General features: G+C 42.4%; 18 protein-coding genes. 13 read left to right on the top strand and 5 right to left on the bottom strand.

The features are described from left to right. Nucleotides 1–52: 52 nt before the first annotated feature. From nrdA to yfaE, 5 genes are all read left to right on the top strand, one after another. Entirely contained in the window at nt 53–2,329 is a 2,277-nt protein-coding gene (gene nrdA / locus JMX93_RS01060; protein WP_198331975.1) for a class 1a ribonucleoside-diphosphate reductase subunit alpha, read from the top strand. A 173-nt stretch (nt 2,330–2,502) separates the two neighbouring features. Continuing rightward, nucleotides 2,503–4,101 carry a hypothetical protein gene (locus JMX93_RS01065; protein WP_499203590.1) on the top strand — a complete coding sequence of 533 codons (1,599 nt, stop codon included), beginning with the start codon at nt 2,503–2,505 and terminating at the stop codon, nt 4,099–4,101. Between the two features lie 269 nt (nt 4,102–4,370). Continuing rightward, complete coding sequence (locus tag JMX93_RS01070; protein WP_499203591.1) at nt 4,371–4,742, top strand: hypothetical protein; 372 nt, start codon at nt 4,371–4,373, stop codon at nt 4,740–4,742. A gap of 97 nt (nt 4,743–4,839) precedes the next feature. Continuing rightward, a complete protein-coding gene (gene nrdB / locus JMX93_RS01075; protein ID WP_499203592.1) occupies nt 4,840–5,973 on the top strand; it encodes a class Ia ribonucleoside-diphosphate reductase subunit beta in 1,134 nt (377 codons plus the stop codon). 139 nt (nt 5,974–6,112) lie between these two features. Further along, nucleotides 6,113–6,379, top strand: a complete 267-nt coding sequence (gene yfaE / locus JMX93_RS01080) for a class I ribonucleotide reductase maintenance protein YfaE (RefSeq protein ID WP_198331980.1) — start codon at nt 6,113–6,115, stop codon at nt 6,377–6,379. A 105-nt stretch (nt 6,380–6,484) separates the two neighbouring features. Here the strand turns inward: yfaE and JMX93_RS01085 are convergent, their stop codons facing one another. Beyond that, nucleotides 6,485–7,813 carry a S1C family serine protease gene (locus JMX93_RS01085; protein ID WP_443557060.1) on the bottom strand — a complete coding sequence of 443 codons (1,329 nt, stop codon included), beginning with the start codon at nt 7,811–7,813 and terminating at the stop codon, nt 6,485–6,487. A gap of 314 nt (nt 7,814–8,127) precedes the next feature. Here JMX93_RS01085 and JMX93_RS01090 point away from each other — a divergent pair, with 314 nt between their 5' ends. Next, nucleotides 8,128–8,961 carry a Nif3-like dinuclear metal center hexameric protein gene (locus tag JMX93_RS01090; protein WP_499203593.1) on the top strand — a complete coding sequence of 278 codons (834 nt, stop codon included), beginning with the start codon at nt 8,128–8,130 and terminating at the stop codon, nt 8,959–8,961. Between the two features lie 1,048 nt (nt 8,962–10,009). Next, a complete protein-coding gene (locus JMX93_RS01095) occupies nt 10,010–11,218 on the top strand; it encodes a transglycosylase SLT domain-containing protein (RefSeq protein ID WP_193011018.1) in 1,209 nt (402 codons plus the stop codon). Nucleotides 11,219–11,357: 139 nt separating this feature from the next. On the opposite strand, the gene JMX93_RS01100 is transcribed toward JMX93_RS01095, so the two are convergent. The 3 genes from JMX93_RS01100 to JMX93_RS01110 all read right to left on the bottom strand — a co-directional run bounded on the left by JMX93_RS01100 (nt 11,358) and on the right by JMX93_RS01110 (nt 17,020). Beyond that, nucleotides 11,358–14,357, bottom strand: a complete 3,000-nt coding sequence (locus tag JMX93_RS01100) for a LysM peptidoglycan-binding domain-containing protein (RefSeq protein ID WP_193011019.1) — start codon at nt 14,355–14,357, stop codon at nt 11,358–11,360. Between the two features lie 319 nt (nt 14,358–14,676). Next, the gene (locus tag JMX93_RS01105; RefSeq protein ID WP_193011020.1) at nt 14,677–15,171 is read right to left on the bottom strand and encodes a nuclear transport factor 2 family protein; all 495 of its coding nucleotides are present in this window, start codon (nt 15,169–15,171) and stop codon (nt 14,677–14,679) included. Nucleotides 15,172–15,715: 544 nt separating this feature from the next. Continuing rightward, a complete protein-coding gene (locus JMX93_RS01110; RefSeq protein ID WP_443215303.1) occupies nt 15,716–17,020 on the bottom strand; it encodes a hemolysin family protein in 1,305 nt (434 codons plus the stop codon). A gap of 545 nt (nt 17,021–17,565) precedes the next feature. Here JMX93_RS01110 and yajC point away from each other — a divergent pair. From yajC to JMX93_RS01140, 6 genes are all read left to right on the top strand, one after another. Then, entirely contained in the window at nt 17,566–17,892 is a 327-nt protein-coding gene (gene yajC, locus JMX93_RS01115) for a preprotein translocase subunit YajC (RefSeq protein ID WP_193011021.1), read from the top strand. A 400-nt stretch (nt 17,893–18,292) separates the two neighbouring features. Then, on the top strand, nt 18,293–20,170 hold the full coding sequence (gene secD / locus JMX93_RS01120) for a protein translocase subunit SecD (protein ID WP_499203594.1): 1,878 nt from the start codon (nt 18,293–18,295) through the stop codon (nt 20,168–20,170). A 9-nt stretch (nt 20,171–20,179) separates the two neighbouring features. Beyond that, nucleotides 20,180–21,421, top strand: coding sequence for a protein translocase subunit SecF (gene secF / locus JMX93_RS01125; RefSeq protein ID WP_193011023.1), 1,242 nt, complete (start codon nt 20,180–20,182; stop codon nt 21,419–21,421). Nucleotides 21,422–21,824: 403 nt separating this feature from the next. Continuing rightward, nucleotides 21,825–23,246, top strand: coding sequence for an MATE family efflux transporter (locus JMX93_RS01130; RefSeq protein WP_499203595.1), 1,422 nt, complete (start codon nt 21,825–21,827; stop codon nt 23,244–23,246). A gap of 143 nt (nt 23,247–23,389) precedes the next feature. Further along, a complete protein-coding gene (locus tag JMX93_RS01135; protein WP_499203596.1) occupies nt 23,390–24,121 on the top strand; it encodes an AzlC family ABC transporter permease in 732 nt (243 codons plus the stop codon). Beyond that, a complete protein-coding gene (locus JMX93_RS01140) occupies nt 24,111–24,476 on the top strand; it encodes an AzlD domain-containing protein (protein WP_198331986.1) in 366 nt (121 codons plus the stop codon). Before JMX93_RS01135 ends, JMX93_RS01140 begins: the two co-directional genes overlap by 11 nt. A gap of 146 nt (nt 24,477–24,622) precedes the next feature. Here the strand turns inward: JMX93_RS01140 and purF are convergent, their stop codons facing one another. Beyond that, on the bottom strand, nt 24,623–26,158 hold the full coding sequence (gene purF / locus JMX93_RS01145) for an amidophosphoribosyltransferase (protein ID WP_198331987.1): 1,536 nt from the start codon (nt 26,156–26,158) through the stop codon (nt 24,623–24,625). Nucleotides 26,159–26,171 lie beyond the last annotated feature (13 nt).

Here is a 26,171-nt window from a genome sequence, read left to right on the forward strand (position 1 = left end):
GCGGGTTTTACCGCTTCACGAATAATATAAGCAACCAAAAATAGAGGCCAGCATGACACATATCGACAAAATCAAAGTGACCAAACGTGACGGACGATTAGAACTTATTGATTTGGATAAAATTCATAAGGTAATCGAGTGGGCAGCTCACAATTTGGATAATGTGTCGGTATCACAAGTTGAACTAAAGTCGCACATCCAATTTTATGAAGGCATCAAAACTCGTGACATCCATGAGACCATCATCAAATCTGCTGCCGATCTCATTTCTGAAACAACCCCTGACTATCAGTATTTAGCCGCGCGTTTGGCTATCTTCCATCTACGTAAGATTGCTTATAATAAATTCACCCCGCCGCACCTATATGATCATGTCAAAAAACTGACAGACGCTGGCAAATATGATGAGCATATCCTAGCGGACTATAGCCGTGCTGAATTTGACGAGTTAGAAGAGTATCTCGATCACTGGCGCGATATGAACCTTGCCTATGCGGCGGTTGAGCAAATGGCAGGTAAATACTTGGTACAAGATCGCGTGAGCAAGACTGTCTACGAAAGCCCGCAGTTTTTGTACATGCTGGTCGGTATGTGCTTGTTTAGCCGTTACGAAAAATCAGAGCGTATGAACTATGTGAAGCGCTTCTATGATGCCACCTCACAATTCAAAATCTCACTACCGACGCCAATCATGTCTGGTGTGCGTACGCCATCGCGCCAGTTTAGCTCGTGCGTATTGATCGAATGTGGTGATAGCCTAGACTCAATCAACGCGACCACTAGCGCCATCGTACGCTATGTGTCACAGCGTGCTGGCATCGGCATCAACGCAGGTCGTATCCGCGCCCTTGGTAGCCCAATTCGTGGCGGCGAAGCGCAACATACTGGCTGTATCCCATTCTACAAATTGTTCCAAACTGCCGTTAAATGCTGCTCACAAGGCGGCGTACGTGGTGGTGCTGCGACATTGTTTTACCCATTATGGCATTTAGAAGTTGAGTCATTACTGGTACTGAAAAACAACCGCGGCGTCGAAGACAACCGTGTCCGTCATATGGATTACGGCGTCCAGTTAAACAAAACGATGTACACGCGCCTGATTAAAGGTCAAGACATCTCGCTATTCTCACCAGGTGACACCCCTGGCTTGTATGATGCGTTCTTTGAAGATCAAGACAAATTCGAAGAGCTATACACCAAGTACGAAAATGACCCTGCTATTCGTAGCCGCCAGATCCCAGCAGCAGACTTGTTCAGCCTAATGATGCAAGAGCGCGCCAGTACTGGTCGTATCTATATCCAAAACGTCGATCATTGCAACACCCATAGCCCATTTGACCCAACGGTTGCGCCGATTCGCCAGTCAAATCTCTGTATGGAAATCGCTCTACCAACTAAGCCACTTGATAACATCAATGACGAAGAAGGCGAAATCGCCCTATGTACGCTATCAGCGGTCAACTTGGGTAAAGTCGAAAACGTCAGCGATATCGAAGAGCCAGCTGAGCTAATCGTCCGTGCGCTTGATGCCCTACTCGACTATCAAGACTATCCAGTCAAAGCCGCTCAAAATGGCAGCATGCGTCGTCGTACGCTAGGTGTGGGCGTGATTAACTATGCTTATTACTTGGCTAAAAATGGCGTGCGCTACTCAGACGACAGCGCGCTTGGTCTGACCCATCAAACGTTTGAAGCGTTGCAGTTCTATCTCTTGAAAGCGTCAAACAAATTGGCAAAAGAGCAAGGCGCGTGCCCTGCGTTCAATGAGACCACGTACTCACAAGGTATCTTGCCGATTGATACGTACAAAGCCGACTTGGACAAAATCTGCCAAGAGCCGCTACATCTAGATTGGGAAACGCTACGTGGCGAGATCACTGAGCACGGTCTACGCAACTCTACCCTAACCGCCTTGATGCCGTCTGAGACCTCTAGTCAGATCGCCAACGCGACCAACGGTATCGAGCCACCACGCGGTCTGGTCTCTATCAAAGCGTCGAAAGATGGCATCTTAAAGCAAGTCGTGCCTGAGATTGATAAGCTAAAAGATCAGTACGAGCTACTATGGCAAATGCCAAACAATGACGGTTACCTAAAGCTGGTCGCTATCATGCAAAAATTCGTCGATCAAAGTATCTCTGCCAATACCAACTACGACCCAGTTCGTTATGCAGGTGGCCGTGTACCGATGAAGATATTGCTAAAAGACTTGCTAAACGCTTATAAGATGGGTGTGAAGACGTTGTACTACCATAATACGCGTGATGGTGCGAACGATGCCCAAGCGGATATGGAAGATGATTGTGCTGGCGGGGCTTGTAAGATTTAGGTTTGCAAGAGAAACTCTTTGAATAGAATTTCTGATGGATGGCGGGTTTGGCTTTTGGAGCTAATCCCGTCAGTCGCCTGTATGTGCTTTGCCAATAGACTACAAACTAGCGTGAATTTTCACCGTTATAATTCAATACCTTATAATTAACAAAAATCACATGGTTCTAAAAAATGCCTATCGACTTAAATGAAGTACTTAAAAATCCAGCTACTTTATCAGTCTTAGGAGCTATAGGGGCATTTGTACTTTCTACTTTTCTAGCACCAAGGCTAGGAGAAATTATTAAGTCATTTACTGCCTTTATTTTTTTAAACATTAAACGTTTTATTTCTTTTATAATTTTAAGTGCTGTTTTTCATTTTATTTTAAAAATACCTGTTTTAATAAATATCCCCTTAACCATAACTGCTATAACCGTAATATCATTATTTATAAGCTTTAAGAGCTTTTCAAAAAAACCAACTTTTCTATACTTCGGTTCTTATTATGATAATGACAATAGTTATCTTGATAAGAAGATCAAAACAGAGAAAATAGACAGTGTAGTTGAGCAAGAAATAGAGTTTTTTGAAAGGAACAGTTATCTTATAAAAATGGGATTCATAAGAACTGAAAGCATTCAGGTACCGAGATTTTTTACTTTAATCAATAGCTATAAAAGCTTAAATAAAATTTTAAGGAAACTTATAACTAAAAATCGAGTTTTTGGTTTTTCATTTTTTATTGAATCAGAATCTATTCTTTATAAAAGTTATCTAAATATTAATAAAAGTTCTAATTCAACTATTTTCAATGAGAATATAGAAGTTATACAAGGTGTACTTGACTCAAGTGACGTTAGCCAAGATGTAAAGCTCAGCCTCACTTTAAAAATCAACTTTATGACATTATCTCAATCTTTGAACGACCTGTTCATAGGTATTAGTGACATACCGAGCCTTAAATATTCATTAGAAGATAACTTCAAATTAATTAGTATAATTAAGAATGATATCGAGAAAAATAATATAAGTTCAGTTAAAACAGTTGAGTTCATAAAGTTTCTAGAAACTTCTTACCATAGATACTATGCAATGCTTATGTTTATGCAGAAAAATAATAAGGTAGGAATTAAAAAAATATTTGATTGTCTGAAAATCAATGCATACTTTCCTTATGATAACTATGAGGATTTTAAAAGACATTTCGCCACGAGATATTATCTAGAAATATTACCTTTACTGTTAGATGAAGAAAATAAAGACTCTGCTTTGTTTGTAGATGTAATGTCAACTTATGACATATTATCATCGAGATTAGAGGATAATATCATATTATTCAATATAGATGTTTTTAGAGAGTTTGTAGAAGTTGAAGATTTGAATGATGCAGATATTGAGTTAATTGAACTTAAGCTAAACGAATTAGACAATAATGTAGCAAATTTGCTGTTTAAATCTGAAGTTTTAAAATTCCTACCAAAAGGTAATGAAAAAGTTTATAAAATATACGTCGATAGGATTGAAGATTGCATTATAGCTTTGGAAAAAATCATTCAAATTGACCCATCGTTTCCCTTAATTCATCAGAAGATTGGAGTTCTTAAGTTATTCCAATCTTTATCGGTAGATGATGAAAGTCTAATCAATGAAGCTACTGAATCCTTAAGAATAGGATTCAATGAGATTAGAAACCTTGGTGTAAATTTAGTCAATGACAGTGAAGAGCTGGATAGCAATATAGATGAAGCTACGTTTTCATGGTTTCAAAGTAACACAACTCACGATTGAATATCGTAGAATACTTTAAATACACTAATAATATAAGTTGAGCTACATATAAAGTCACGCCCTAACACGGTCGTTTAGCCCCGACTATAGCGGTATCCTGCTGACGACGATGGCGATGCAGTCGGTGGCTGAACGTAGTGTCGAGGCAACAGGAATGCGGTCAGACACAATAGACTGCACGCCAACGGCTAATCAGATACAAGCGGTAGGCGGGATTGGCTACTGTTATAATTAAAACCTACAGACAGAACTAAAACGACGGAGGTCATGTGCAATATACCGCAATCATCAAAGACGGTGGTTTGTTTATCCCAAACGTATTTTCAGACCTAAACGATGGTGGCTCGCATATCGTACAAGTCGAGGTTGATATTGCAGCGGTGCGTCAGCAGTTAGGTGTGGACGAAGCGCCAAAAGCAGCCGTCACCAAAAAAAGCGTGGCAAAAGCGGCCAAAAAACCAGCATCGAGAGCAGCTAAAAAAGACACAAAAACAGCAGCGGAAGAGTCGGATGTGAGTACCCTACGCAAAAGCGCACTTGATGAACTAGAAGCACTCGATGATAGTGAGCTGAGCGAGATATTCAAAGCCTATATGAACGATGGACAAGAGTCCTCACAGATATCACTAGAGAACCTCTAAGCTAAAAAGCTATAATCCGAAAACGTGTCATAACATCAAATCAAAACCAGTCAAACCACTATAAATTAATAACCGTATCAATTATAAAGGCAGTCCCATGACTTACTCGATTTTTTCTCAAACGCCAAACAATGCGCTAAAAGAGCCGATGTTCTTTGGTCAGCCCGTTAACGTGGCACGCTATGACCAACAAAAGCACCCTATCTTTGAGCAATTGATTGAAAAGCAGCTATCGTTCTTTTGGCGTCCAGAAGAAGTCGATGTATCACGCGATCGTATCGACTTTAGCAATCTGTCCTCGCATGAGCAGCATATATTTCTGAGCAACCTCAAGTACCAGACCCTACTCGACTCTATCCAAGGTCGTAGTCCAAACGTGGTGCTATTGCCACTGGTGTCTATCCCTGAGCTTGAGACATGGATTGAGACATGGTCGTTCTCTGAGACTATCCACTCGCGCAGCTATACGCATATCATTCGTAATATCGTCAATGATCCCAATATTATCTTTGATGACATTATGCAAAACGAACACATCTTAGGCCGTGCCTCTGATATCGCCCAGTACTATGATGAGCTGTACCGCAACTCACAGCTATATAGCTTGTACGGTCCAGGTACGCACAACATCAATGGCGAGCAAGTGACTGTTGATTTAAGATCTCTGAAAAAGCAGATGTATCTGTGCATCATGGCGGTCAACGTTCTAGAAGCCATCCGTTTCTATGTATCGTTTGCCTGCTCGTTTGCCTTTGCTGAGCGTAAATTGATGGAAGGCAATGCCAAAATCATCAAGCTCATCGCTCGTGACGAAGCGCTGCATTTAACTGGTACGCAGCACATGCTGAACCTCATGCGTAATGGTCGTGACGACCCTGAGATGGTCGAAATTGCCGCAGAGTGTTTCGATGAAAGTATTGAAATCTTCCGCAAGGCTGCCGAGCAAGAAAAAGAATGGGCAGGCTATCTGTTTAAAGATGGCTCGATGATCGGTCTAAACAAAGACATTCTGTGCCAATATATCGAATACATTACCAACTTGCGTATGGAAGCGGTCGGCTTGCCAGCGGTATTCCCGAAATCAAAATCAAATCCGATTCCGTGGATTAATACGTGGTTGTCCTCTGATAACGTGCAAGTTGCGCCGCAAGAAACCGAGATTAGCTCATACTTGGTTGGTCAGATTGACTCTGATCTCTCAGACAGTGATTTTGATGACTTTGAGCTGTAAAAATCTGAATTATAAGAGCTTTGAGCTATAAAGGCTTGAGCGGTAGAGATTTTAAGTTATAAAATTTTTGAGCTGTAATCTTCTTATAGGTTAATAGTAGGGATAGCAATAGCACAGACATATCCCAATAGGATTAACGATGACTTGGGTAATGACCAGTAAAAAGCAGTTCTATCTACATGATGACGAAAGTCTACTGGATGGACTGCTACGCACAGGGCATGATGTGAACTATCAATGCCGCGAGGGCTACTGTGGTAGCTGCCGAGTCAAGCGTATTGCCAGCTCGCATACGGTCGACTATCCGTTTGACCCGCTCGCTATGATTGAGGACGACGAGATCCTACCCTGCTGTTGCCGTGTGCGAGGGGTCATCTACATCAATCACGAGCCTACTATAGAGTAATACTAGCAAGAGTAGAGCTAAAGAAACAAAAAGCGCGTTATCTTTAAGATAACGCGCTTTTTTACTATCTATAAAACGTTAAAGCCATTTTGATTAAGCTTAGCGCTATAAAGGTGCGCCATCTCTTTCAAACAACTGCAACAGCTCTTCACGCATACGGTCACGCTCGGCTTCTGACATCATGGGCACTTCTTGTCTTTCACCTTGTAGGCTTGGATCTTCCATACCGCCAAGCGTTTCATCGTGAATCACGACAGGGCGCGCCATTGGCTCTTGCGCTGGACGTTCCTCTAGCAGAATTTTGACTTGGGCATTTTTGCCACGGCGTAATATTTGCGCATTAAGCGTGGTATTCGGTGCTTTACGAGCGACATACTGAATCAAGGTATTTGCATCGGTCATCTCAATGCCGTCAATCGTCAAAATAATATCACCGATACGCAGACCACTTTTAGCAGCAGGACTCTTAGGTATGACGTTAAGTACTTCTACCCCAGTTGAGGTTTCAAGCTGTGTTGGGTCACGTAATTGTGACTGTATCTCAATCCCCAACCAACCACGGCTCACCTTACCATCTTTGATAATAGCATTCATCACTTGCTCAACGATAGCGGTAGGGATGGCAAAACCAATGCCCATAGAGCCACCAGAACGTGAGTAAATAGCTGTATTAATACCAATCAACTCACCATGAGCATCAACGAGTGCGCCGCCTGAGTTACCTGGATTGATAGCCGCATCGGTCTGGATAAAATCTTCAAACTTATTGACCCCAAGCCCAGTACGTCCTGTCGCTGAGATAATCCCTTGCGTTACTGTTTGGCCGACACCGAATGGATTACCAATCGCTAATGCGACATCCCCCACTTTAATAGGTTCTTTACGGAAGCCAAGTGGCGTCAGACCCGTCATATCTACTTTAATCACCGCCAAATCACTGTCTGGATCTGTGCCAACGATTCTAGCTCGGCTCTTGCGACCATCATTAAAAGCGACCGTAATTTCATCGGCTTTTTCGATCACATGGGCGTTGGTCACGATATAACCATCTTCTGAGACAATCACCCCAGAGCCTAAATTGGTATTGCCCTGATCTTCTGATGGTGCACCATGGTACTCAAAAAAGCGGCGCAACATGGGATCATTCATATAAGGATGCTCTGCCATCGTTTGCGTGGTGTAGATATTCACGACGGATTGTGAGGCGCGAGCAACCGCATTATGATAAGAAGAAATCGGTGCGGGTGTATCGGAAACAGGTGCCGACGCTTGCTGCTCCGCAGGCGTGGTTCTGGGCGGCTCCCATGCCTGCTCTGATGCCTTATTCATACTCACAAACAACCAGATAAATGCGGCAATCACTATTAGCAATAAGACCCAAGGCAACCATTTTAGTAAAGACGCCTTGCTGCTGGTATTCCGAGATGACGACATATAAACCTCTATAAATTTGATACAAACAGACGAAGATAAGTAAGGTGAGAAGCGTGTTGTATATTAGGACGCATTGAGCAGCATTTATTAACCGTTAACATCTGAACAAATAGCTATTATTGCGCACTATCTATGCCGCAAGTTCACGTATGTAAATTATAACCGCCAATACTACCCAGTTGTAACGTATCGTGTACCATTTCAGTGAGTAGGATTGTCTATCCTACTATAGCCACATGTTAAAATACTCATTATCAAAACCCATGTCTTAGCTATAAATGCTTGAACCACTGAAACAATTATAAAGGAATACCATGACCACACACAATATCTCAATCGACCCCTCAAACACCGCCATTACCGCCCAAGCGCTAACCACATTCTGTGATGATTACTTATTAGCAGATGCTTTTAAAGATTATGCCCCTAATGGTTTACAAGTAGACGGTGGTCAACCTATCAAGCGAATCGTCACTGGTGTGACAGCTTGTGAGGCATTGATCGATGCGGCTATTGCTGACAATGCAGACGCCATTATGGTGCATCATGGTTATTTTTGGAAAGGCGAACCTGCACCCATCACGGGTATGAAAGGCCAGCGTATTCGTAAACTCATGCAGCATGGCATCTCTTTGATTGGCTATCACCTGCCACTCGATGCCCATCCTATCATTGGTAACAATGCCAAACTGGCTGACGCATTAAATATGACCATTATCGGAGCTTTATATCCTAGTGAATCGCATCCCGTTGGTAATATCGCCACTTGTACCCCGCAGAGTGCTCAAAGCCTTATTACTCATATTACTCAGGCACTAGGACGATTACCATTACATATTTCTGCCAATTATAGCGCACTGAATAGTACAAACGCTAATATCGATAATAACAGACTTATCGAACACGTGGGCATTTGTACGGGTGGCGCACAAGATATGATTGAACAAGCCGCATTGATGGGCTGTGACGCCTTTATCTCTGGCGAAATATCAGAACGTACCACACATATTGCTCGTGAGCTGGGCATTGACTATTTCGCTTGCGGACATCACGCGACAGAACGTGGCGGTATTCAAGCACTCGGCAACATAGTCTCTCAAACATTTGGCATACCAGTGACTTTCGTAGATATTGATAACCCTGCTTAAACAATACCCTCAACTCTGATGACCACTATCTAACTTGTGAATGAATGTCAGAAAACAAGGCTAATAACAATCAGCCTTATTACCCAAAATTGATGTTTTTTGCTGTTTTAATTTTCATCGGTCTATCAGTAACAAGGCTATTTTTAACCGTCTATAGCCCAATTGTTAAGTTTTATCGCTAATTTCTTAACCACACTTGAATAATCCAAGGAATATCCGCATATTACTACCCGAAGAAAGAATGTCTTGTCATGAGGCTTCCCATTTATTACAGCTTCCGGTTATGGTACTTAAATGAGTATAACCCTTTAAAATTTCACTATGTTATATAGCTATCGACGTTGTATAGATAGTGAGGCTTTAGGTGGTTTACCAGTAGATACACTGTGCATGATATATTTTCAGCAGCACGGTATGTCTTAATTTGAGTATCGCGATACTTGATGAGTAACCGCTAACTAATAGAATATTAGCGTAAATTTTCTATTAGTTTTTTTATTAATAATGAAAATAGCGACTTGCTTGCCTTTATTGCTGGACAAAAATATTAATCACTATTGACTCTATTACCAATAATTTAAAGCGTCACTGGTCATTAATATGAGCGTGGAAAAACTGAGTGCATGAGCGCCCCGTTCACTCTACGTTTTTGTCTCAATAACTTAGTTCATGACCTTACCTATGTTTAATATATAGTTGTTTTATTCTTAGCCCTATCTATTCATCGATGAAGGAATCATCCGATTTATATCCTTCGCGGTGTTGTGCGTTCATAATTTTTATATTGACACTTTATATCGATATTTTGAGAGATCTCTTAGTCCTCATACGTGATACGCCAATAGATAAATAGCTAATTAAAAAACTGCACGGCTACATTTGATAAAACATTCATTAGCGGCACTATTATTGAGCAGGGTGACGACGCACTTATCCTATGAGGAAGTGCGCTGTTATCTAAAATGTAATACCGATGTATGACGATTTTATAAGCATACATTCACAAGCATTTTACGGTAAGCAGGATGGCTAAAATCAGGAGACATCCATGCAGCGTATTACTTATCGTGTGAAAGTATCTGCGCAAGGGGCCAAACGCCGTATTTCTTATTTACTGCGTCCATCTAAACGCCTACTGAACACTAAAAGTAACATCGTTTCATCCGTTACCCCAACGACATCAAGTCGTTTTTCTAGAACTAAAAAGCTCGCGCAAGTTTCTAGTATTGCCCTTCTCTCTTTACCTGCTGAGAGTCTGACGACGATGAGTGCACCGGTGCCAGCCTATGCTAATGTCATGCTGGAAAGCACATTAACCATCGCTGCCGTCCCGGGTGACAGTACTTATTTCGCGACTGATGGTTTTCAACACGGCTTTGGTTTTGATCTGGTACGTACGTATGCTGACGAGCTTGGCGTCGATATCGATCTAAAAGCTTATGCCAATGAAGAAGCGGCATTAAAAGCAGTAAGATCAGGTAGCGCTGATATGGCGTTGACCACTGCCAGCACCAAACTCAAAAGCCAGTTGAACCTATCGTCTGTTAATGTCAGCTGTGGTTATGATGCCAGTTTGACAAAAAATGGTCTGCACCCAAAAGTTAGCTGGACATTTAGCTCACCCAATGATCCATTATCACAAAAAGCCAGTTACTTTTTATGTGATAGTATCAAGCTCCAAAACACGCAAAAGCTGGCTGCCTTTTATAATCAAAACTTGCTAAAAGATGCCTATAGCCAAGATCATTTCCAAAAAACCCTGACCGAAAAATTGCCTGATTATCAATCTTCTTTCGAAGAGCAAGCGCGCAATTACAATCATGACTGGGAATTATTGGTGGCCATGGGTTATCAAGAATCACACCTCGATGCCAATGCCGTATCGCCAACTGGTGTGCGTGGTCTCATGATGTTGACTAACAATACAGCAAAAGCTATGGGCGTCTCAGATCGCGTCGATCCCTATCAAAGTATCGGCGGCGGCGCGCGTTATTTAGAGCAAATGAAAGATGACTTTTCTGATGTGCCAAAGACAGATCGTATCTGGTTTGCTCTTGCTGGTTATAATATGGGACCAAATGCGGTGAAAAGCATTCAGCGTAAATTAAGAAATCAGGGTATTGATGATAAAAGCTGGGCGAACGTTTATGCTTACTTAGCCGACAATAAAGCTTCCAATAGCCGATACGGGCAAGCGATGCATTATGTTAGCAACATCAGAAGTTATCTTGAAACCATCAAAACTCAAACTGTCTAATTAATAAATATTATTAGATATTTTGAGAATTGGATTTTACAGATAAAAAAAGCTGCTCTTTATAAGAGCAGCTTTTTTGTGGGGTATGATTTATCGAAGCAATATCTATTTGGATATTAGTCCAATAATTAACTTTTTATTAGCGATTAGGTACGGTGAGGCGCTGACCGCGCTGTAACATCGTATCCGCGGCAATATTATTCATCTCAGCCAACTCTTGCGTAGAGACGCCATATTTACGCGCTAAACCAATTAAACTGTCTCCTGATCCAACAGTATAGCTGACCGTAAGCTTTGGTACTTTAAGCGTTTGTCCACGCTGTAACTGGGCATTGGTCGCGAGATCGTTAGTTGCCGCCAAGTCGTCTATCGAAACACCAAATTGACGTGCTAGAGCAATCAAACCATCACCTGATTGAACTTTATAGTTCTCAGTGTTGCCCAATTTTTTACCACTACTTGCTGTGCTAGTCATGGCAGTGCTACTAGCCGAACTACTGCTTTGTTTATTACTACTAGAGGTCGCTGTAACGCTACCACTGGCAGGAATCGTAATCGTACGACCGAGTATCAAATTAGAGTTGGTTTTCAAGTTATTCGCTGTTGCCAAGTCACTAAGTCCAATATTATAACGTTGAGCCACGCCTGTTAACGTATCGCCTGACTTTACTTTATAACTGATGGTTTTGTCGTTTAGCTGACGATCAACCAATGCTTTAGAAACCGGTACTTTGATGGTCTGACCACGTTGTAAGCGTGCTTTTGCATCAAAGTTGCTATTCACCGCCGCAAGCTCTGCTGGACTAATACCCACACTATTAGCAATGCCAATTAAAGTGTCGCCAGATTTAACTTTATAGTTGGTGGTCGCCACTGAGCTTGTGCTACTGGCACTGCTACTAGAGCTTGAGGTGCTTGCTGCATCAAAATCGACATTGGCAGGCACTTTTAGAGTTTGGCCAACATATAGTGAGCTTGTAGTGCCCATGTTATTGAGACTCGCCAATGTATCAGTTGAAACATTGAACTGACGTGCGAGAGCAATCAAGCCATCGCCCGCTTTTACCTTATAGTTTTTAGTCGCAGTCGATGATTTCTTCGGCTTAGTTGAAGGAGCAGCAGGCGTGGTCGCTGGCGCAGTTACTTTACCTGGTATCAACCATAGCTTTTGACCACGTAATAAATCTGCTCTACTGCTCAAATTATTGTAAGTTGCTAACTGCGTCACCGATAAACCAAAGCGATTAGCAGTACCAATCAGCGTATCACCGCTTTGTACTACATAGCTGTCTGGTTGGCTTGCTGCGGCGTTGTTAGCTGTGCTCAACGGTTCGATGGTTTTCGCATTGTATAAGTATAAGGTACTGCCTGATAGCAGCTTAGAGCTGGCATCTATTTGATTCCATTCTGCGATATCGCGCCAGCTGACACCAGCACGACTAGCGATATTAGACAAGGTATCGCCACGCTTGACGGTATAAGTTGTACGTGCACCTTGAGGTTTTGGTTTGCTTACTGATGTTTTTGCAAAGCTAAGTTTTTTCTCTTCGCCACTGGCTTCTAGAATAGATTGCTGTGTCTGTACTGCTGATAGATTAATATTGCCATCAGCATTGACTACGTTGGTTTCAGGTGTGTTGCTGCGAATTTGATTGGCAATAAAATCACGCTCTTCTTTGCTTAGTGGTGGTTCTTGGACAATCGTATTGTTCTGTGTGATTTGCGCCGAAGTGGTCGGTAGACTGTTGCTGCTTTTTAGCTCAGCATTGATCTTGTTGGTTTCTGCCGTACTCAATGGTGGCTCAGTGCGCACCGAGGCATTACTACTGTAAACAGAACTGCTAGTAGGTGTGGCTGACGGTGATATATAACTGGTCGTTTGCTGCGGCACGCTAGCGCTTGCTGCGTAATCAGCCAATGCACTACCAGTCGATGGTAGTGAAGAGCCGGTATAGGGTTTGCTATTATAGCTTGGCGTTGTGCTCGTGCTACTTGGTGTGCTCGTATTGCTCGATGCAAGTATATTGCCCGTACCATTGCCTCTCAATGAGCTTAATTTGGCATCGGCATTAAGACTAACATCATTAGGAATGATAATACGCTGAGGGCCCGAAGAATCAACACGTCCTGAGGTTAATGCGGTATTTAATCTTTCTAATTCGTCGTAACTAACGCCTGTCATTTGTGCGACTTCAGCTAAGCTAACACCATAATTCACTGGCACACTACGGAAATGCTGACGGTTGGCAATAGCGGGCAAGTAGACACCATATTGCTCAGGCTTAGCAACGATTTCAGCAACTGCCAAAAAGCGCGGCACATAGTTCATGGTTTCAGTAGGCAGTCTAAGTGACCAATAATCTGTTGGCAGTCCGCGCGCAGCATTGGCATCGATGGCCTTTTGTACACGACCAGGACCCGCATTATAAGCAGCCAATGCCAGCTCCCAACTTCCGAACTGATTGTGCAGCGCCGTCAAAAAGTCATAAGCGGCGCGTGTTGATTCGATGACATCACGTCGACCGTCATAGGTACCGCTTTGGTTCAAACCATAGATACGACCCGTACTTGGAATAAACTGCCACAAGCCTGCTGCTGCTGCACTACTGGTACCACTTGGATCGTAAGAGCTCTCAATGACTGGCAACAAAGCCAGCTCTGTTGGAATATTACGACGCTCAGCTTCTCGTACCGTGTGATAGATATAGCGACTGGCACGTGCTGTCAAACGGTTTAAATAGTCTTGGCGACTGGTAAACCAGCTTTTTTGCCCTTCGATACGCTGATTGTAAGTCGGCTGACCGCCATTCATGCGATAACCCGCACGCAAGCGATTCCATAAATCACCATACTGCTGAATAGCAAGTTTGTTGCCTTCTACCATTGTCATGTCAGTGGCTTCGAGTAAATCAGCTAACTCATCCAAACTCTCCGCATCCAAATATGCCGTTGAATAGTCCGTACTGCTGCTTGATGTAGGCGCTTTATTGGCGGGACGTTTGGTAATGACAGATGAGCTATTGGTCGCACCCTTTTTTACCGTTGACGTATTGCTACAAGCACTGATAAGTAGAGTTGATACCGCAAGCGTCAATGGCAACGCAATAAACGAGCGAGATTTTGATAGCACAGTAGACATGATATTGGAAGTTTCCTAACGACAGAAAGTGATAAGATAAAGTTACTTGCTAGTATAGTATGCAATGTGAAGCAAAGACCAGCCTAATATAAAAAGATAATCACCATAAGTTGAGTCCATTTTTAGACCACTCACCGGAGGCAATCAATCATTTTAATAGTCGACATTATGAATCGGTATAGCTATTTATGATGGAGTATTTTGTTTTCGGATAGTCTCTTGGGGTTACTATCCTTTTTGATTATCCAAGGATAAATATATTTTTCAATCAATGCCTAATTGCTGACTAGCTGATGCTTAATGAATATTTAATTAACGGTTAATTAATCGTTACTTGTGATACGGCACGTAGTAGCACCGCATTACCAGTCGATAACGTCAATGTCACTCTTGACGTGGTAACAAATGAGACATTTCTCCCATCTTTTACCCAGCTCTCATTGGTCGTCACATTGGCTTTGGCCTGATCGCCCGTAATGACGATATTATCAACAGAAATATCATAACGATAATTAGAGGTATTATTCCAACTGTTTTGCAGCAACTTTAAATAAGCATCTTTATCTAAGCTGGTAGACTTACCTTTTCTAGACATTGAAATCAGTGCATCGTCAGAGACAAGACGAGCGACCTGATTGACATTTTGGCTATTTGCTGCTGACTTCATTGCGGCTGCATAATTTTGTACCAAAGCTTCGGTCATGGTTGCCGCTTGCGCACTGATACTCACAGTACTTGCAACGGTCATTACCGCCGCTACGCTGGCACTTTTTACCAATAGTGCCAAAAGCCCTTTTCCCCATAATCGTTTCATGATAATCCTTAGCGATGCTGTTGTCGTTGTTGTCATATATTGACAATGAACGTTTTTATTGACTAAAACATAGTACCCGTTTATTACTCATTGACATAATGATAAATGAATCGAGCGCTATCGCTCACACTCTTCATTTACTTGTGAAGAATGTCTTTTTAATAATCACTTGCTCATTAATGATAACGGCGTACTTTTATCATTAGAGTGAGACTATCATTCAATTCTCACAGCTATGTGACACCCTGTGTAATTATTGCGAATGCTAGAATACTAATCATACGGCGCCATTGGTTCTGAAATATGAGTCATTGCCCATCATTACAATAGATACAAAAAATATTAACTGAACCGCTTATCGCCGTCCATAACTCAGTTTTCGCTCTAATGTTGATTCATTTTTTGTTAATCTAAACCCAATTTAATAAGTCGCACTAGGCTGTGTTCTCATTTTAAAAATGATGATAAAAATGAGAGAAACTGCCGCCAAACAAGCAAAATAGCACAGATAATATTAGGGTCTGTTGCAGACATGCCCTATATGCTACTTAGCGTCCGTACTATTATCTTCGTACTGCTCATCATCACTAAGTTTCATACCCAAACGCTCTACTCGTCTGTCCATCATTTGTCGAGCCAGTGCTTGCATATCTTCGACGCGGTCTATTTCATCCACAATTTCAAGTCCTAACAGGGTCTCAAACACATCTTCTAAAGTAACCAAGCCTTTAACTTCACCATATTCACCGACCGTAATCGCAATATGAATACGGTTCTTTAGCATCAGCTCTAACAAATCAAACAGTTTCATTTTTGAAAATACAAAAGTGATGTCACGTTTGAACTGAGTCAACGGCTTGTGCATTGCATGGTTTACTTTGGCCAGCAGCATGTCTGTCTTTAGGACAAATCCAGTAATATTATCCAAGTCGCCATCGTAAATTGGCAGTCGTGAAAACGTCAGTTTTGGGCGATCAACCAATAATTCGGCGACTGTTTTATTTTCTTCAAACGCCAACATCACCGAACGCGGGGTCATGATATCTTCGACTTTAATCGCACCAAATGCGAGTAAATTGCGAATAATACGAGATTCTAATGGGTCGATTTGTCCTGACTCTTCACCGATACTGGCAAGCGCAGCAAACTCACGACGGCTAAATGCTTGTGGTTCTTTGCCACGTACCAGCAGTTTCGTTAGCCGCTCCGAAATCCAAATAAGCGGATAAAGCAGCAAGATGATACCGCGCACAAAGTAAGCAACCATACCACTTAACTGACGCCAATATACCGTTCCAAGTGTCTTTGGGATAATTTCAGATAAAAACAAAATAGCCAACGTCATAATGGCAGAAAACAGCCCAAACCAAGCACTACCAAACACAATCGTAGCCTGAGCACCCGCTCCGATAGAACCTAACGTATGAGCCACTGTATTCAAGGTCAAAATAGCGGCCAACGACTGATCAATATTATCGACCTTTAAGCGTCTTAGCATATTTGCTTTTTTTGGATTGCGTTCTTGAACATCCGCAATATAGGATGGTGTCATGCTCAGTAATGCGGCCTCTGATAAAGAGCACACAAATGAGATACCGATGGCAACAACCACAAAAAATATCAACAATAACACACTCATAGCAGTCGGCTCTGCTACTAGACTTTCTGTTACTACGCCCCCCGCTGCAAAAGCGGAATGAGGCAATAAAAACATCAGCATTGCTAGTAGTGCCGACAGCCTAGAGACTGATTTAGTAAGGCTAAGACGCTGTAAATAGCGTGGTGTCGGAGGAGGTTTAGCAGACGCTTCTTTAAAAGCGCGCGGACGACATAAACGAGGTACAAACATAAAGGAGGTAAACAAGTTAAGTAACCTAAACAGAAAAGAGGAAAAGGAATAATAATATAATGAGCAAGTGATGCTAAACCCTTAAAAGGCAAACAACAAAACAAGCATAGTTAGTTATCTGATAAAACGACTGTGACTCGCTGCTCAAAACTGATTTAACACCAGATAGTAGGATCTATTATATACTAATAAATCGTGTGCTAAATGCAGGAAATTATTGCCATTTGATAGTAGCATTGATGATGCTATTTCACAATAAGACGCTATTGTTAAGTCTTTGCTTTTTGGTATCCTTGATCATACCCTTTAATTAATACTCTACTATTACCTAGCATCCATTCGCTGCTTGAATTTTGTTATACTCTCAGCGCTTCAGCATTATTTATATGATGTGGCAAAAATATTGCCGCAAAAAGTAATGACTGCTAGCACGCTATGACCTTAAGAAAAACCTACCCCGCCTATGATTAACAGTTACCAAGTTTGGAATTTTTTGTTACTATGCGTTTAATTTTATTATTATCCATGACTTACTGAGAGAAACTATGTTGTTATTTATCCAAGCTGCTCATGCTGCTGAAACTGCCGGTGCCGCATCACTGTTCGGTCAAATCTTATTGCCTGTCGCTTTTTTTGCGATTTTTTACTTTTTGGTGATCCGTCCGCAGTCTAAACGTACCAAAGAACACCGTGCAATGGTTAATTCGCTAAAGGTTGGTAGTGAAATTATCTTTGCTGGTGGCTTGATGGGTCGTATCAAAGCCATAGAAGGTGACTATGCGGTGGTCAGCCTAAATAACAATACTGATGTTAAAGTACAACGTGCTTCTGTGATTTCAGTATTGCCGGCTGGCACGATTGAAAGCGTTTAATGATTAATTGAAAGATTGGTCGCGTTTTATTGATGATTATTAACCTTTCTATCATTAATAAATATAGTGATTAATACAGTAACTAAGAATGACCGTACCTTATTTACGGTCATTTTTCGCTATAGAGCAATGACGTAACAACAGTTTCATAGAGTATAGACAGTTTATGTGTATGCTTTTGAGCATGCTGTCTTTATTGATTTTATCAGTGATATTATTGATGACTATACAAAGATACGTCTGTATTATTTGCTTTACTGTTTTACTATCATCGCGGATGATCGCAATGGTGCATGATGACGACTGCTAAATACAGCACTCAACCATTGCTATCACTAACTTCCCATCTGCTAACTTGTGGCCTACGTCGCCAGTCGTTTATCAACTTAAAGAAGTGATTATGCAATATCCCGCTTGGAAATACTTACTTATTGCCGTCGTGCTAATCATTGCCGGTCTATATGCTGCTCCTAACCTCTACCCTGATGAACCTGCCGTACAGATTACGAGCGCCGCTGCAGGTACACAGCTGTCTGAAGGTATCTTAACTCAGTCTCAAAGCTTGCTTGAAGAGGCTGGTATCAATAACCACGATGGGACGTTTGAGGACAACAGTGCACTGGTACGTCTTGACAATCCAGTCGATCAGCTAAAAGCTCAGGAAGTACTGCGTCAAAACTTGGGCGAAGACTATGTGGTCGCGCTTAACTTGGCGCAAACGACACCGCAGTGGTTACGTGATATCGGAGCAAAACCGATGAAGCTTGGTCTTGATTTACGTGGCGGTGTGCGTTTTGTGCTAGAAGTCGATATGGACAAGGCACTTGAACAACGTTTGACCAGTGCCAGTCGTGACATGCGTCGCGAGCTACGTGCTGAGCGAATTGCGATCAAAGGCATTAAGACTGAAGATCGAAGCGTGGTACTACATTTCGCTGATACAGACACTCGTAACCGTGCACAGAACGTCCTGCAAGGCTCGATGGGCAATACATTTAACTTGCAATCCTCTATTGATGAGCAAGGTCCTGCACTAATTTTAGCGTATAACGATGCCACTTTAGATGAAATCAACAGCTATGCGGTCAATCAAAACTTAACGACCCTTCGCAATCGTATTGCTGAGCTGGGTGTGACTGAAGCTTTAGTACAGTCTCAAGGTGCTAGCCGTATTGTCGTCGAACTTCCTGGTGTACAAGATACTGCTGAAGCAAAACGTGTCTTAGGGCGTACCGCAAATCTTGAGTTCCGTATGGTGGCAGAAGACGCCGATACCTATACGGGCGGAATCCCGCCAGCAGGTACTGAGGCATTTCCATTTGAGACACTCGATGGTCCACCGGTATTGCTTGAACGTCAAGCGATTGTCACTGGTGATAAAGTCACCAATGCACAAACTGGTGTGGATGAAAGCGGCTCGCCTGAAGTCAGCATTACTTTAGACAGTGCTGGTGGTAAGCTCATGCAAAATGCCACCCGTACAGCCGTTGGCAAACAGATGGCAGTATTGTTCATCGAAAACAAGCAAAGAATCACTTACGAAGAAGACCCAGAGACTGGCGAGACTGTCGAAGTCAGAACGCCTTACGCTGAAGTCAAAGTCATTAACCGTGCCAATATTCAAGCGGTCCTTGGCTCATCCTTCCGTATTACTGGTCTAGATAGTAGCGCTGAAGCTGCCGAGCTTGCACTACTACTACGCTCAGGCGCACTTGCCGCACCGATGTACTTTGTAGAAGAACGCACCATTGGTCCATCATTAGGTCAAGACAATATTGATAAAGGTCTATTCTCTACGCAAGTCGGTTATCTATTAGTGTTTGCGTTTATGATTATCTTCTATCGTCTATTTGGTGTGATTGCCAACGTGGCGCTGGCCGTGAACGTTATTATCATCATTGCTATTATGTCAATCTTAGGCTCATCACTTACCTTGCCTGGTATTGCTGGTATCGTTTTGACCATCGGTATGGCCGTCGATGCCAACGTACTGATCTTTGAGCGAATACGTGAGGAGCTAGCAAACGGGGTACGGCCCAAATCCGCCATCGTGGCAGGTTTTGATCGAGCCTTTAGTAGTATTTTCGATGCCAACATCACCACCCTATTGATTGCTTTTATTCTATTTGCAATTGGCACGGGTCCGATTAAAGGCTTTGCGGTTACATTGGCTATTGGTATTGTCAGCTCACTATTTACCGCTATTATGGTGACACGTGCGCTGGTACAGATTGCTTATGGTAAGCGTAAATCTATCAAACGTTTGAGCATCGGTTAGGAGAATATTATGACGATTGATAAGAACAATCCTTTAGAACAGCAGAACAATCCAGATCGAGATGGTTCAAGTGGCTCAAATGTTGAGGCAAGCACACGCCGCCGCAAAAAACCACGCCGTGATGGTAAAGGTAGTAATACCAAAGCCAATAACCCGACTACCGCTACATCAAGAAAAAATAAAACGTTGAGCAGTGGTAAGGACGCGGATCAAGCACTGGCCACTCAAGCAGCCAATCCTGATTTAGAATCGGGTGATGCTGCAGATGATGCCGCTGCAATCGCTGAAGGCGGTATCAAAGCCGTTGGCAATCAGCGTATCATTCCGTTTATGAAGATAGAAAAGCCAATGGCACTTTTATCTCTATTGATGGTTATTGGTAGTATCATTGCTATTGCAGTGAACGGTCTAAACTTAGGGCTTGATTTTACTGGTGGTGTGTCGGCGGATGTCCGTTACGATCAGCCTGTCGAGCAGGTTGAAGTCGTACAAGCATTGGCTGATAATGGTTTTGATGATGCTGTAGTACAGTATCTCGGCACTCGAGAAGAGCTATTGGTTCGCCTTCCTCCTCAATCGGATAGCGTTGACGGATTGAATGCCAGCCTTAATAAAGCCTTGTCCCTGCCTAATAATGACGTCGAAATCAGTAATGTTAATATTATTGGTAGCCAAGTTGGTAATGAAATTTATCTAAACTCAGTCATGTCACTCGTGTTGGCATTGGTCTGTATGTTGGGCTATGTTGCCTTACGTTTCCAGTTTAAACTCGCTCTTGGTGCGGTATTATCGCTGTTTCATGATGCTATCGTGACCATTGGTGTTTTTGCCTTATTTGGCTTTCCTTTCGACTTAACCGTCTTGGCGGCCGTCTTGGCACTGGTTGGTTATTCTATCAATGATACAATTGTTGTGTATGACCGTATTCGTGAGAATTTCCGTCGTGTCCGTGGTATTACACCACGCCAGACAATTGATTTGTCTTTAACAGAGACGCTGCGCCGTACCATTATGACTATCTCTACCGTGTTATTGGTTGTTTTAGCAATGTTGTTCCTAGGCGGCGATGGATTGTTCTGGTTCTCAGTGGCATTGTTTATCGGGTTACTGGCGGGTACTTACTCATCAACGTATATTGCAAGCTCGATTCCATTACATATGGGTCTGTCACGCGATGACTTTATCGTGAAAGTAAAACCTGAGTTTGAAGAAGAAATTGTCACTTTCAATGATCCAAAGATGTTTGAATAACACAATGTCTAATAAGGACAATGCTTAGTTAAAGTAATGCTTAAGTAAAACAGTATGTAGCGATGTGCCATTATGCTTAATTAAGATATTCATTAAAACTGCGCTTCAGTAAGGTTAACATCCGTTTTTATCACGTTACTGACGTTTAAATCAAAGCACCTGACTCGTGAATAATGAGTCTAGGTGCTTTTGTCTTTGTAGCTATTTTTGCCTTGAATATCAACCCTGCAAGAGTTAACTCCATTTACAAGAAGGTCAAGGCAACAGAGTCAAATATATAAGCCATACTTCAAGCAAGGTTAATGCCATAACTTTTTTATAGTGAGCTGACTATACGGTAATGTCATAGCGTTCATGAGACTAACTCCGCCTTTCTTGTTTTTCAGCGATAAACGAGCCAAAAATGCCAATGACTACCTCGCCACCTAGTGCTATGCCACCGATTGATACTCGCTATACACGTATCATTGCTATTGCGTTGCCAGTATTATTGGCCAACCTAGCCATGCCACTACAAAGCGTCATCGATACCGCGATTGTGGGCAACATGAATGACACAGCTAAGCTTGCTGGGATGGGCTTGGCTATACAGTTATTGTCTTTATTACTCGTGAGTTTTAACTTTTTGCAATATGCGTCGTCTGGGCTGTCGGCTCAAGCGCTAGGACAATCGGCCAATCATGTTGATATTTCTACTCATATCACAAAATCGTCAAACCTAATCCCATCACCCCTACTATCAATCTTGCAACGTGCCTTATTATTAGCATTTATTATTGGCGCCATTCTGTTACTGGCAAAACCTTGGTTGATAGATTTTGGTTTGCAAGCCCTATCAGCCAACCCCGAAAGTGGGCAAGCAGCAAAAACCTATTTGGATATACGCTTTTGGGGCGTCATCGCTGAACTAATGAACTTTGCCTTTATTGGTTGGTTTGCTGGTCAAGGTAAGACTCGTTACATGCTTTACCAACAAGGCTTTATCGCCATGCTGAATATCATTCTGACTTTGTTTTTTGTCTACGGTATGCAGATGGGATTGGTTGGGGTGGCGTTAGGAACCACTATTGCCTTTTGGCTGGGCGTGATACTGGCATTGTGGCTTAGCCGTCAGCATTTACAAATATCTTGGCAAGCCTTGTTCACTGCCGACAAGCAACATTTTTCTAAAGTACAAATGCTTAGGCTATTTTCGTTAAATAAAGACATTTTTATCCGTACACTTATTTTGACATTGAGTTTCGCTTGGATTACCCGCCTGTCAGCTCAAAGTGGCGATGTCATCTTAGCTGCCAATGCTATTTTGCTGCAAGTATTGAGTATCTCAGCCTTTGCTCTTGATGGCGTGGCGGTATCGGCTGAGACGTTAAGCGGTCAAGCAGCAGGACGACGGGATTGGCCACGTTTTCGTATCATCGTCAAGCGCACGGGCGTCGTCAGTTACGGTTTAGCCATCACCTTAAGTGCCATATGGTGGCTTGCGATGCCAACATATTTGCAATTTATGACCAATATCGAATCCGTTTTTACGCTGGCTTATGAGTACCATCTTTATGCCGTATTACTACCTCTCGTTGGCGTTGGTGCCTATTGGCTAGATGGTATATTTTTTGGCTTAACTGCGGGTAATGTGATTCGTAACGCCGCTTTGATACTAGCCGCTATCTTTTTTCCACTCAGCTGGTTGCTCTACCAACAGTGGGATATGACTGGTATTTGGCTAAGTGTGTGGTGTTTGTTATTACTTCGGCTGATTATTTTAGGTGGCTTCTTGTACCGAGCTCATCAAACAGCCAGCTATGAAAAACTCCAGCCAACTGTGTAATGTTCTTTAGATCAAGTGTGTTTTTGCTAGGGTGCTTTTGCTACTACTCGGACTTATCTTCATTTTAAACCCATTTTTCTAAAATTAATCTTTAAGTAAAAAAATTAATAATAACCAAAAGACAGTAAACATTAGGATGTCATGTGACTACTCATTCAAAAGAATTACATCAACACCATGAGACCAGCTACGACTGGGTGGCGGGCTTCAAAAAAAGCCTACCTGTGGCGATGGGCTATTTACCTGCGGGTATCGCCTTTGGTGTGCTGGCACAAGTTGCCGGTATTCCTGTATGGGCAACGATTATGTTGAGTGTTGTACTGTATGCGGGCGCCGCTCAATATGCTTGTTTGCCGATGCTGAGTGTGGGTCTTCCGATTGGTAGCATCGCAACCAATATTGCCGCTATTAATTTACGTCATGTATTTTATGGTATGCCCTTGTTGCAATACCTACCAGAACATAAGCTTGCCAAAACCTATTGCCTATTTGCCCTGACTGATGAAACTTTCTCTGTTATGACCAGTTTACCTAATGAGTCAAGACAAGCGTTGATACTGCCATTGAGCTTATTTAATCAAAGCTGGTGGGTACTAGCCAGCACTATTGGTGTCATGATCGGCAGTACTCTCAGCGATTTGGTACCACATTTGGATTTTGCCTTAGTCTGTCTGTTTGCGATCTTAGCTTATGAGCAGTTTCAAAGTATCAAACGTTATTTCCCAATTGCTATTGCTGTCATTTCTTTAGCAGTTGCCTCCTTATTTACCAGCAATTGGTTATTATTGGTGGCGATTACCATTTGTATGCTATTAATTTTAGCTCGTGGGTTTTGGACCCAGCGTAATATGACGGGTGCCAATAATGACCAGTAGTTACCTTATTTTTGCAACTTTTGCGATGGCCGCTGTGACCTTTATTACGCGTGCTCTACCTGCCTTAATACCCAGAAAACTGTTAGATACACCTTGGCTGCATCGACTCAATGAGAGCTTGCCACTATCAGTGATGGTTTTGCTTATTTTGACCAGCCTTTCTTATCAAAATTTATCGGCAGCGACCGGGCTAAATAGTGCTGAACTGCATTTATTGATGGCACAAATTGGGGCCCTTATTTTGGTGTTATTCGTTTATCATATCAGCCGTCAGTTATTGGTCAGCATGGTCGTTGGTATCGCCGCAATCAATGGCTTGCTGTGGGTATTTACTAATTTTTTAAGTGGTTACTAGAAAACTGACAAATGCGTGAATGGATGACATGCGCTAGTTAATATGAATAAGTTTAAACCATATAACGGGACTATATTTTAAATAAAAAAGGCTGCATTCTAATGAGAATGCAGCCTTTTTCGAAAGTATTTTTTAACCAGAGCTATTTACATCTCTTCGATACCCATCATATCAACTGGGGTATCAGCCACTATTTGTACGCCTTTTTTACCCGTTTTGGCAGTGTCATTGCGTTGCTCTTGTAAATGCTCAAGATACGCTTCATTGATTTGCCCAGTGATGTAGCAACCATTAAATACGGCACAATCAAAGCCTTCAACTTTACTATACTTGGTATCTTTTACCGCATCAATCAAGTCATCCAAATCTTGGAAAATCAATCTATCAGCACCGATGATTTCACGCACCTCTTCTACCGTATGACCTGAGGCAATAAGCTCACTGCGGACTGGCATATCGATACCATAGACATTTGGATATTTAACCGGTGGCGCGGCGCTAGCAAAAAATACTTTGTTGGCACCAGCATCGCGTGCCATTTGGATGATTTCATGGCAAGTGGTACCACGAACGATAGAATCATCCACCAACAGTACGTTTTTACCTTTGAACTCAAGTGGTACGGCGCTGAGTTTTTGACGAACTGATTTTTTACGTTGCTGTTGACCTGGCATGATAAAGGTACGACCGATATAGCGGTTTTTCATAAACCCTTCACGGTACTTAACATTCATTTTTAGTGCCAGCTCCATCGCTGACGTACGCGAGGTATCTGGAATCGGAATCACCACATCGATATCGTGATCTTCGCCCCATTCAGCAAGGATTTTATCAGCCAGCTTTTCACCCATACGTAAGCGGGCTTTGTAAACTGAGATGTTGTCCATGATAGAATCTGGACGAGCAAAATACACATATTCAAAGATACAAGGCGTGTATTCTTGCTGCTCAACGCACTGATGGGTATGTAATTTATGATCGAGATCAATAAAGATGGCTTCGCCAGGTTTCACATCACGGATAATACTGAAACCTGATCCTGTCAGTGCTACTGACTCTGAGGCAACCATATACTCGGTGCCGCCATTCGGTGCCATGCGCTTACCAAAAATAAGCGGACGAATACCGTTTGGATCACGAAAAGCAAGCAGACCATGACCCGTAATCAAAGCGACTACGCCATAAGCGCCTTCGCAGCGACTATAAACCGCTTTTACTGCTTCAAAAATATCATCAGCCGTTGGATGGGTTTTGCCCAAATTTTGCATCTCATGTGCCAGTACATTCAACAATACTTCAGAGTCTGAATCTGTATTAAGATGGCGACGATCTTCTATATACAACTCTTTGGCCAATGTCTCAGCATTGGTTAGGTTACCATTATGCGCAAGCGTAATACCATAAGGTGAATTGACATAAAATGGCTGAGCCTCGGCACTGCTAGAAGTACCCGCCGTTGGATAGCGCACATGACCAATACCGAACTTACCGACCAGCTTTATCATATGATGATTCAAAAAAACATCACGTACCATACCATTTTCTTTACGTAGATAGAGTCGTCCATCCTGCAAAGTGACGATACCTGCTGCATCTTGCCCACGATGCTGTAACATCGTCAAGCCATCATAAAGAATCTGATTGACTGGCTCATGAGCTGCAACCCCAACGACTCCACACATAGTTATATCCTAT

The sequence above is a fragment of the Psychrobacter muriicola 2pS genome (assembly GCF_904846535.1).
Classification (GTDB): domain Bacteria; phylum Pseudomonadota; class Gammaproteobacteria; order Pseudomonadales; family Moraxellaceae; genus Psychrobacter; species Psychrobacter aquimaris.

Coding starts and splice junctions, on each gene's coding strand:
- nrdB (WP_499203592.1), top strand. CDS start 4,840: ATGACTTACTCGATTTTTTCTCAAACGCCAAACAATGCGCTAAAAGAG.
- yfaE (WP_198331980.1), top strand. CDS start 6,113: ATGACTTGGGTAATGACCAGTAAAAAGCAGTTCTATCTACATGATGAC.
- secF (WP_193011023.1), top strand. CDS start 20,180: ATGACGATTGATAAGAACAATCCTTTAGAACAGCAGAACAATCCAGAT.
- JMX93_RS01090 (WP_499203593.1), top strand. CDS start 8,128: ATGACCACACACAATATCTCAATCGACCCCTCAAACACCGCCATTACC.
- JMX93_RS01095 (WP_193011018.1), top strand. CDS start 10,010: ATGCAGCGTATTACTTATCGTGTGAAAGTATCTGCGCAAGGGGCCAAA.
- purF (WP_198331987.1), bottom strand. CDS start 26,158: ATGTGTGGAGTCGTTGGGGTTGCAGCTCATGAGCCAGTCAATCAGATT.
- secD (WP_499203594.1), top strand. CDS start 18,293: ATGCAATATCCCGCTTGGAAATACTTACTTATTGCCGTCGTGCTAATC.
- yajC (WP_193011021.1), top strand. CDS start 17,566: ATGTTGTTATTTATCCAAGCTGCTCATGCTGCTGAAACTGCCGGTGCC.
- JMX93_RS01105 (WP_193011020.1), bottom strand. CDS start 15,171: ATGAAACGATTATGGGGAAAAGGGCTTTTGGCACTATTGGTAAAAAGT.
- JMX93_RS01100 (WP_193011019.1), bottom strand. CDS start 14,357: ATGTCTACTGTGCTATCAAAATCTCGCTCGTTTATTGCGTTGCCATTG.
- nrdA (WP_198331975.1), top strand. CDS start 53: ATGACACATATCGACAAAATCAAAGTGACCAAACGTGACGGACGATTA.
- JMX93_RS01065 (WP_499203590.1), top strand. CDS start 2,503: ATGCCTATCGACTTAAATGAAGTACTTAAAAATCCAGCTACTTTATCA.
- JMX93_RS01110 (WP_443215303.1), bottom strand. CDS start 17,020: ATGTTTGTACCTCGTTTATGTCGTCCGCGCGCTTTTAAAGAAGCGTCT.
- JMX93_RS01140 (WP_198331986.1), top strand. CDS start 24,111: ATGACCAGTAGTTACCTTATTTTTGCAACTTTTGCGATGGCCGCTGTG.
- JMX93_RS01130 (WP_499203595.1), top strand. CDS start 21,825: ATGCCAATGACTACCTCGCCACCTAGTGCTATGCCACCGATTGATACT.
- JMX93_RS01085 (WP_443557060.1), bottom strand. CDS start 7,813: ATGTCGTCATCTCGGAATACCAGCAGCAAGGCGTCTTTACTAAAATGG.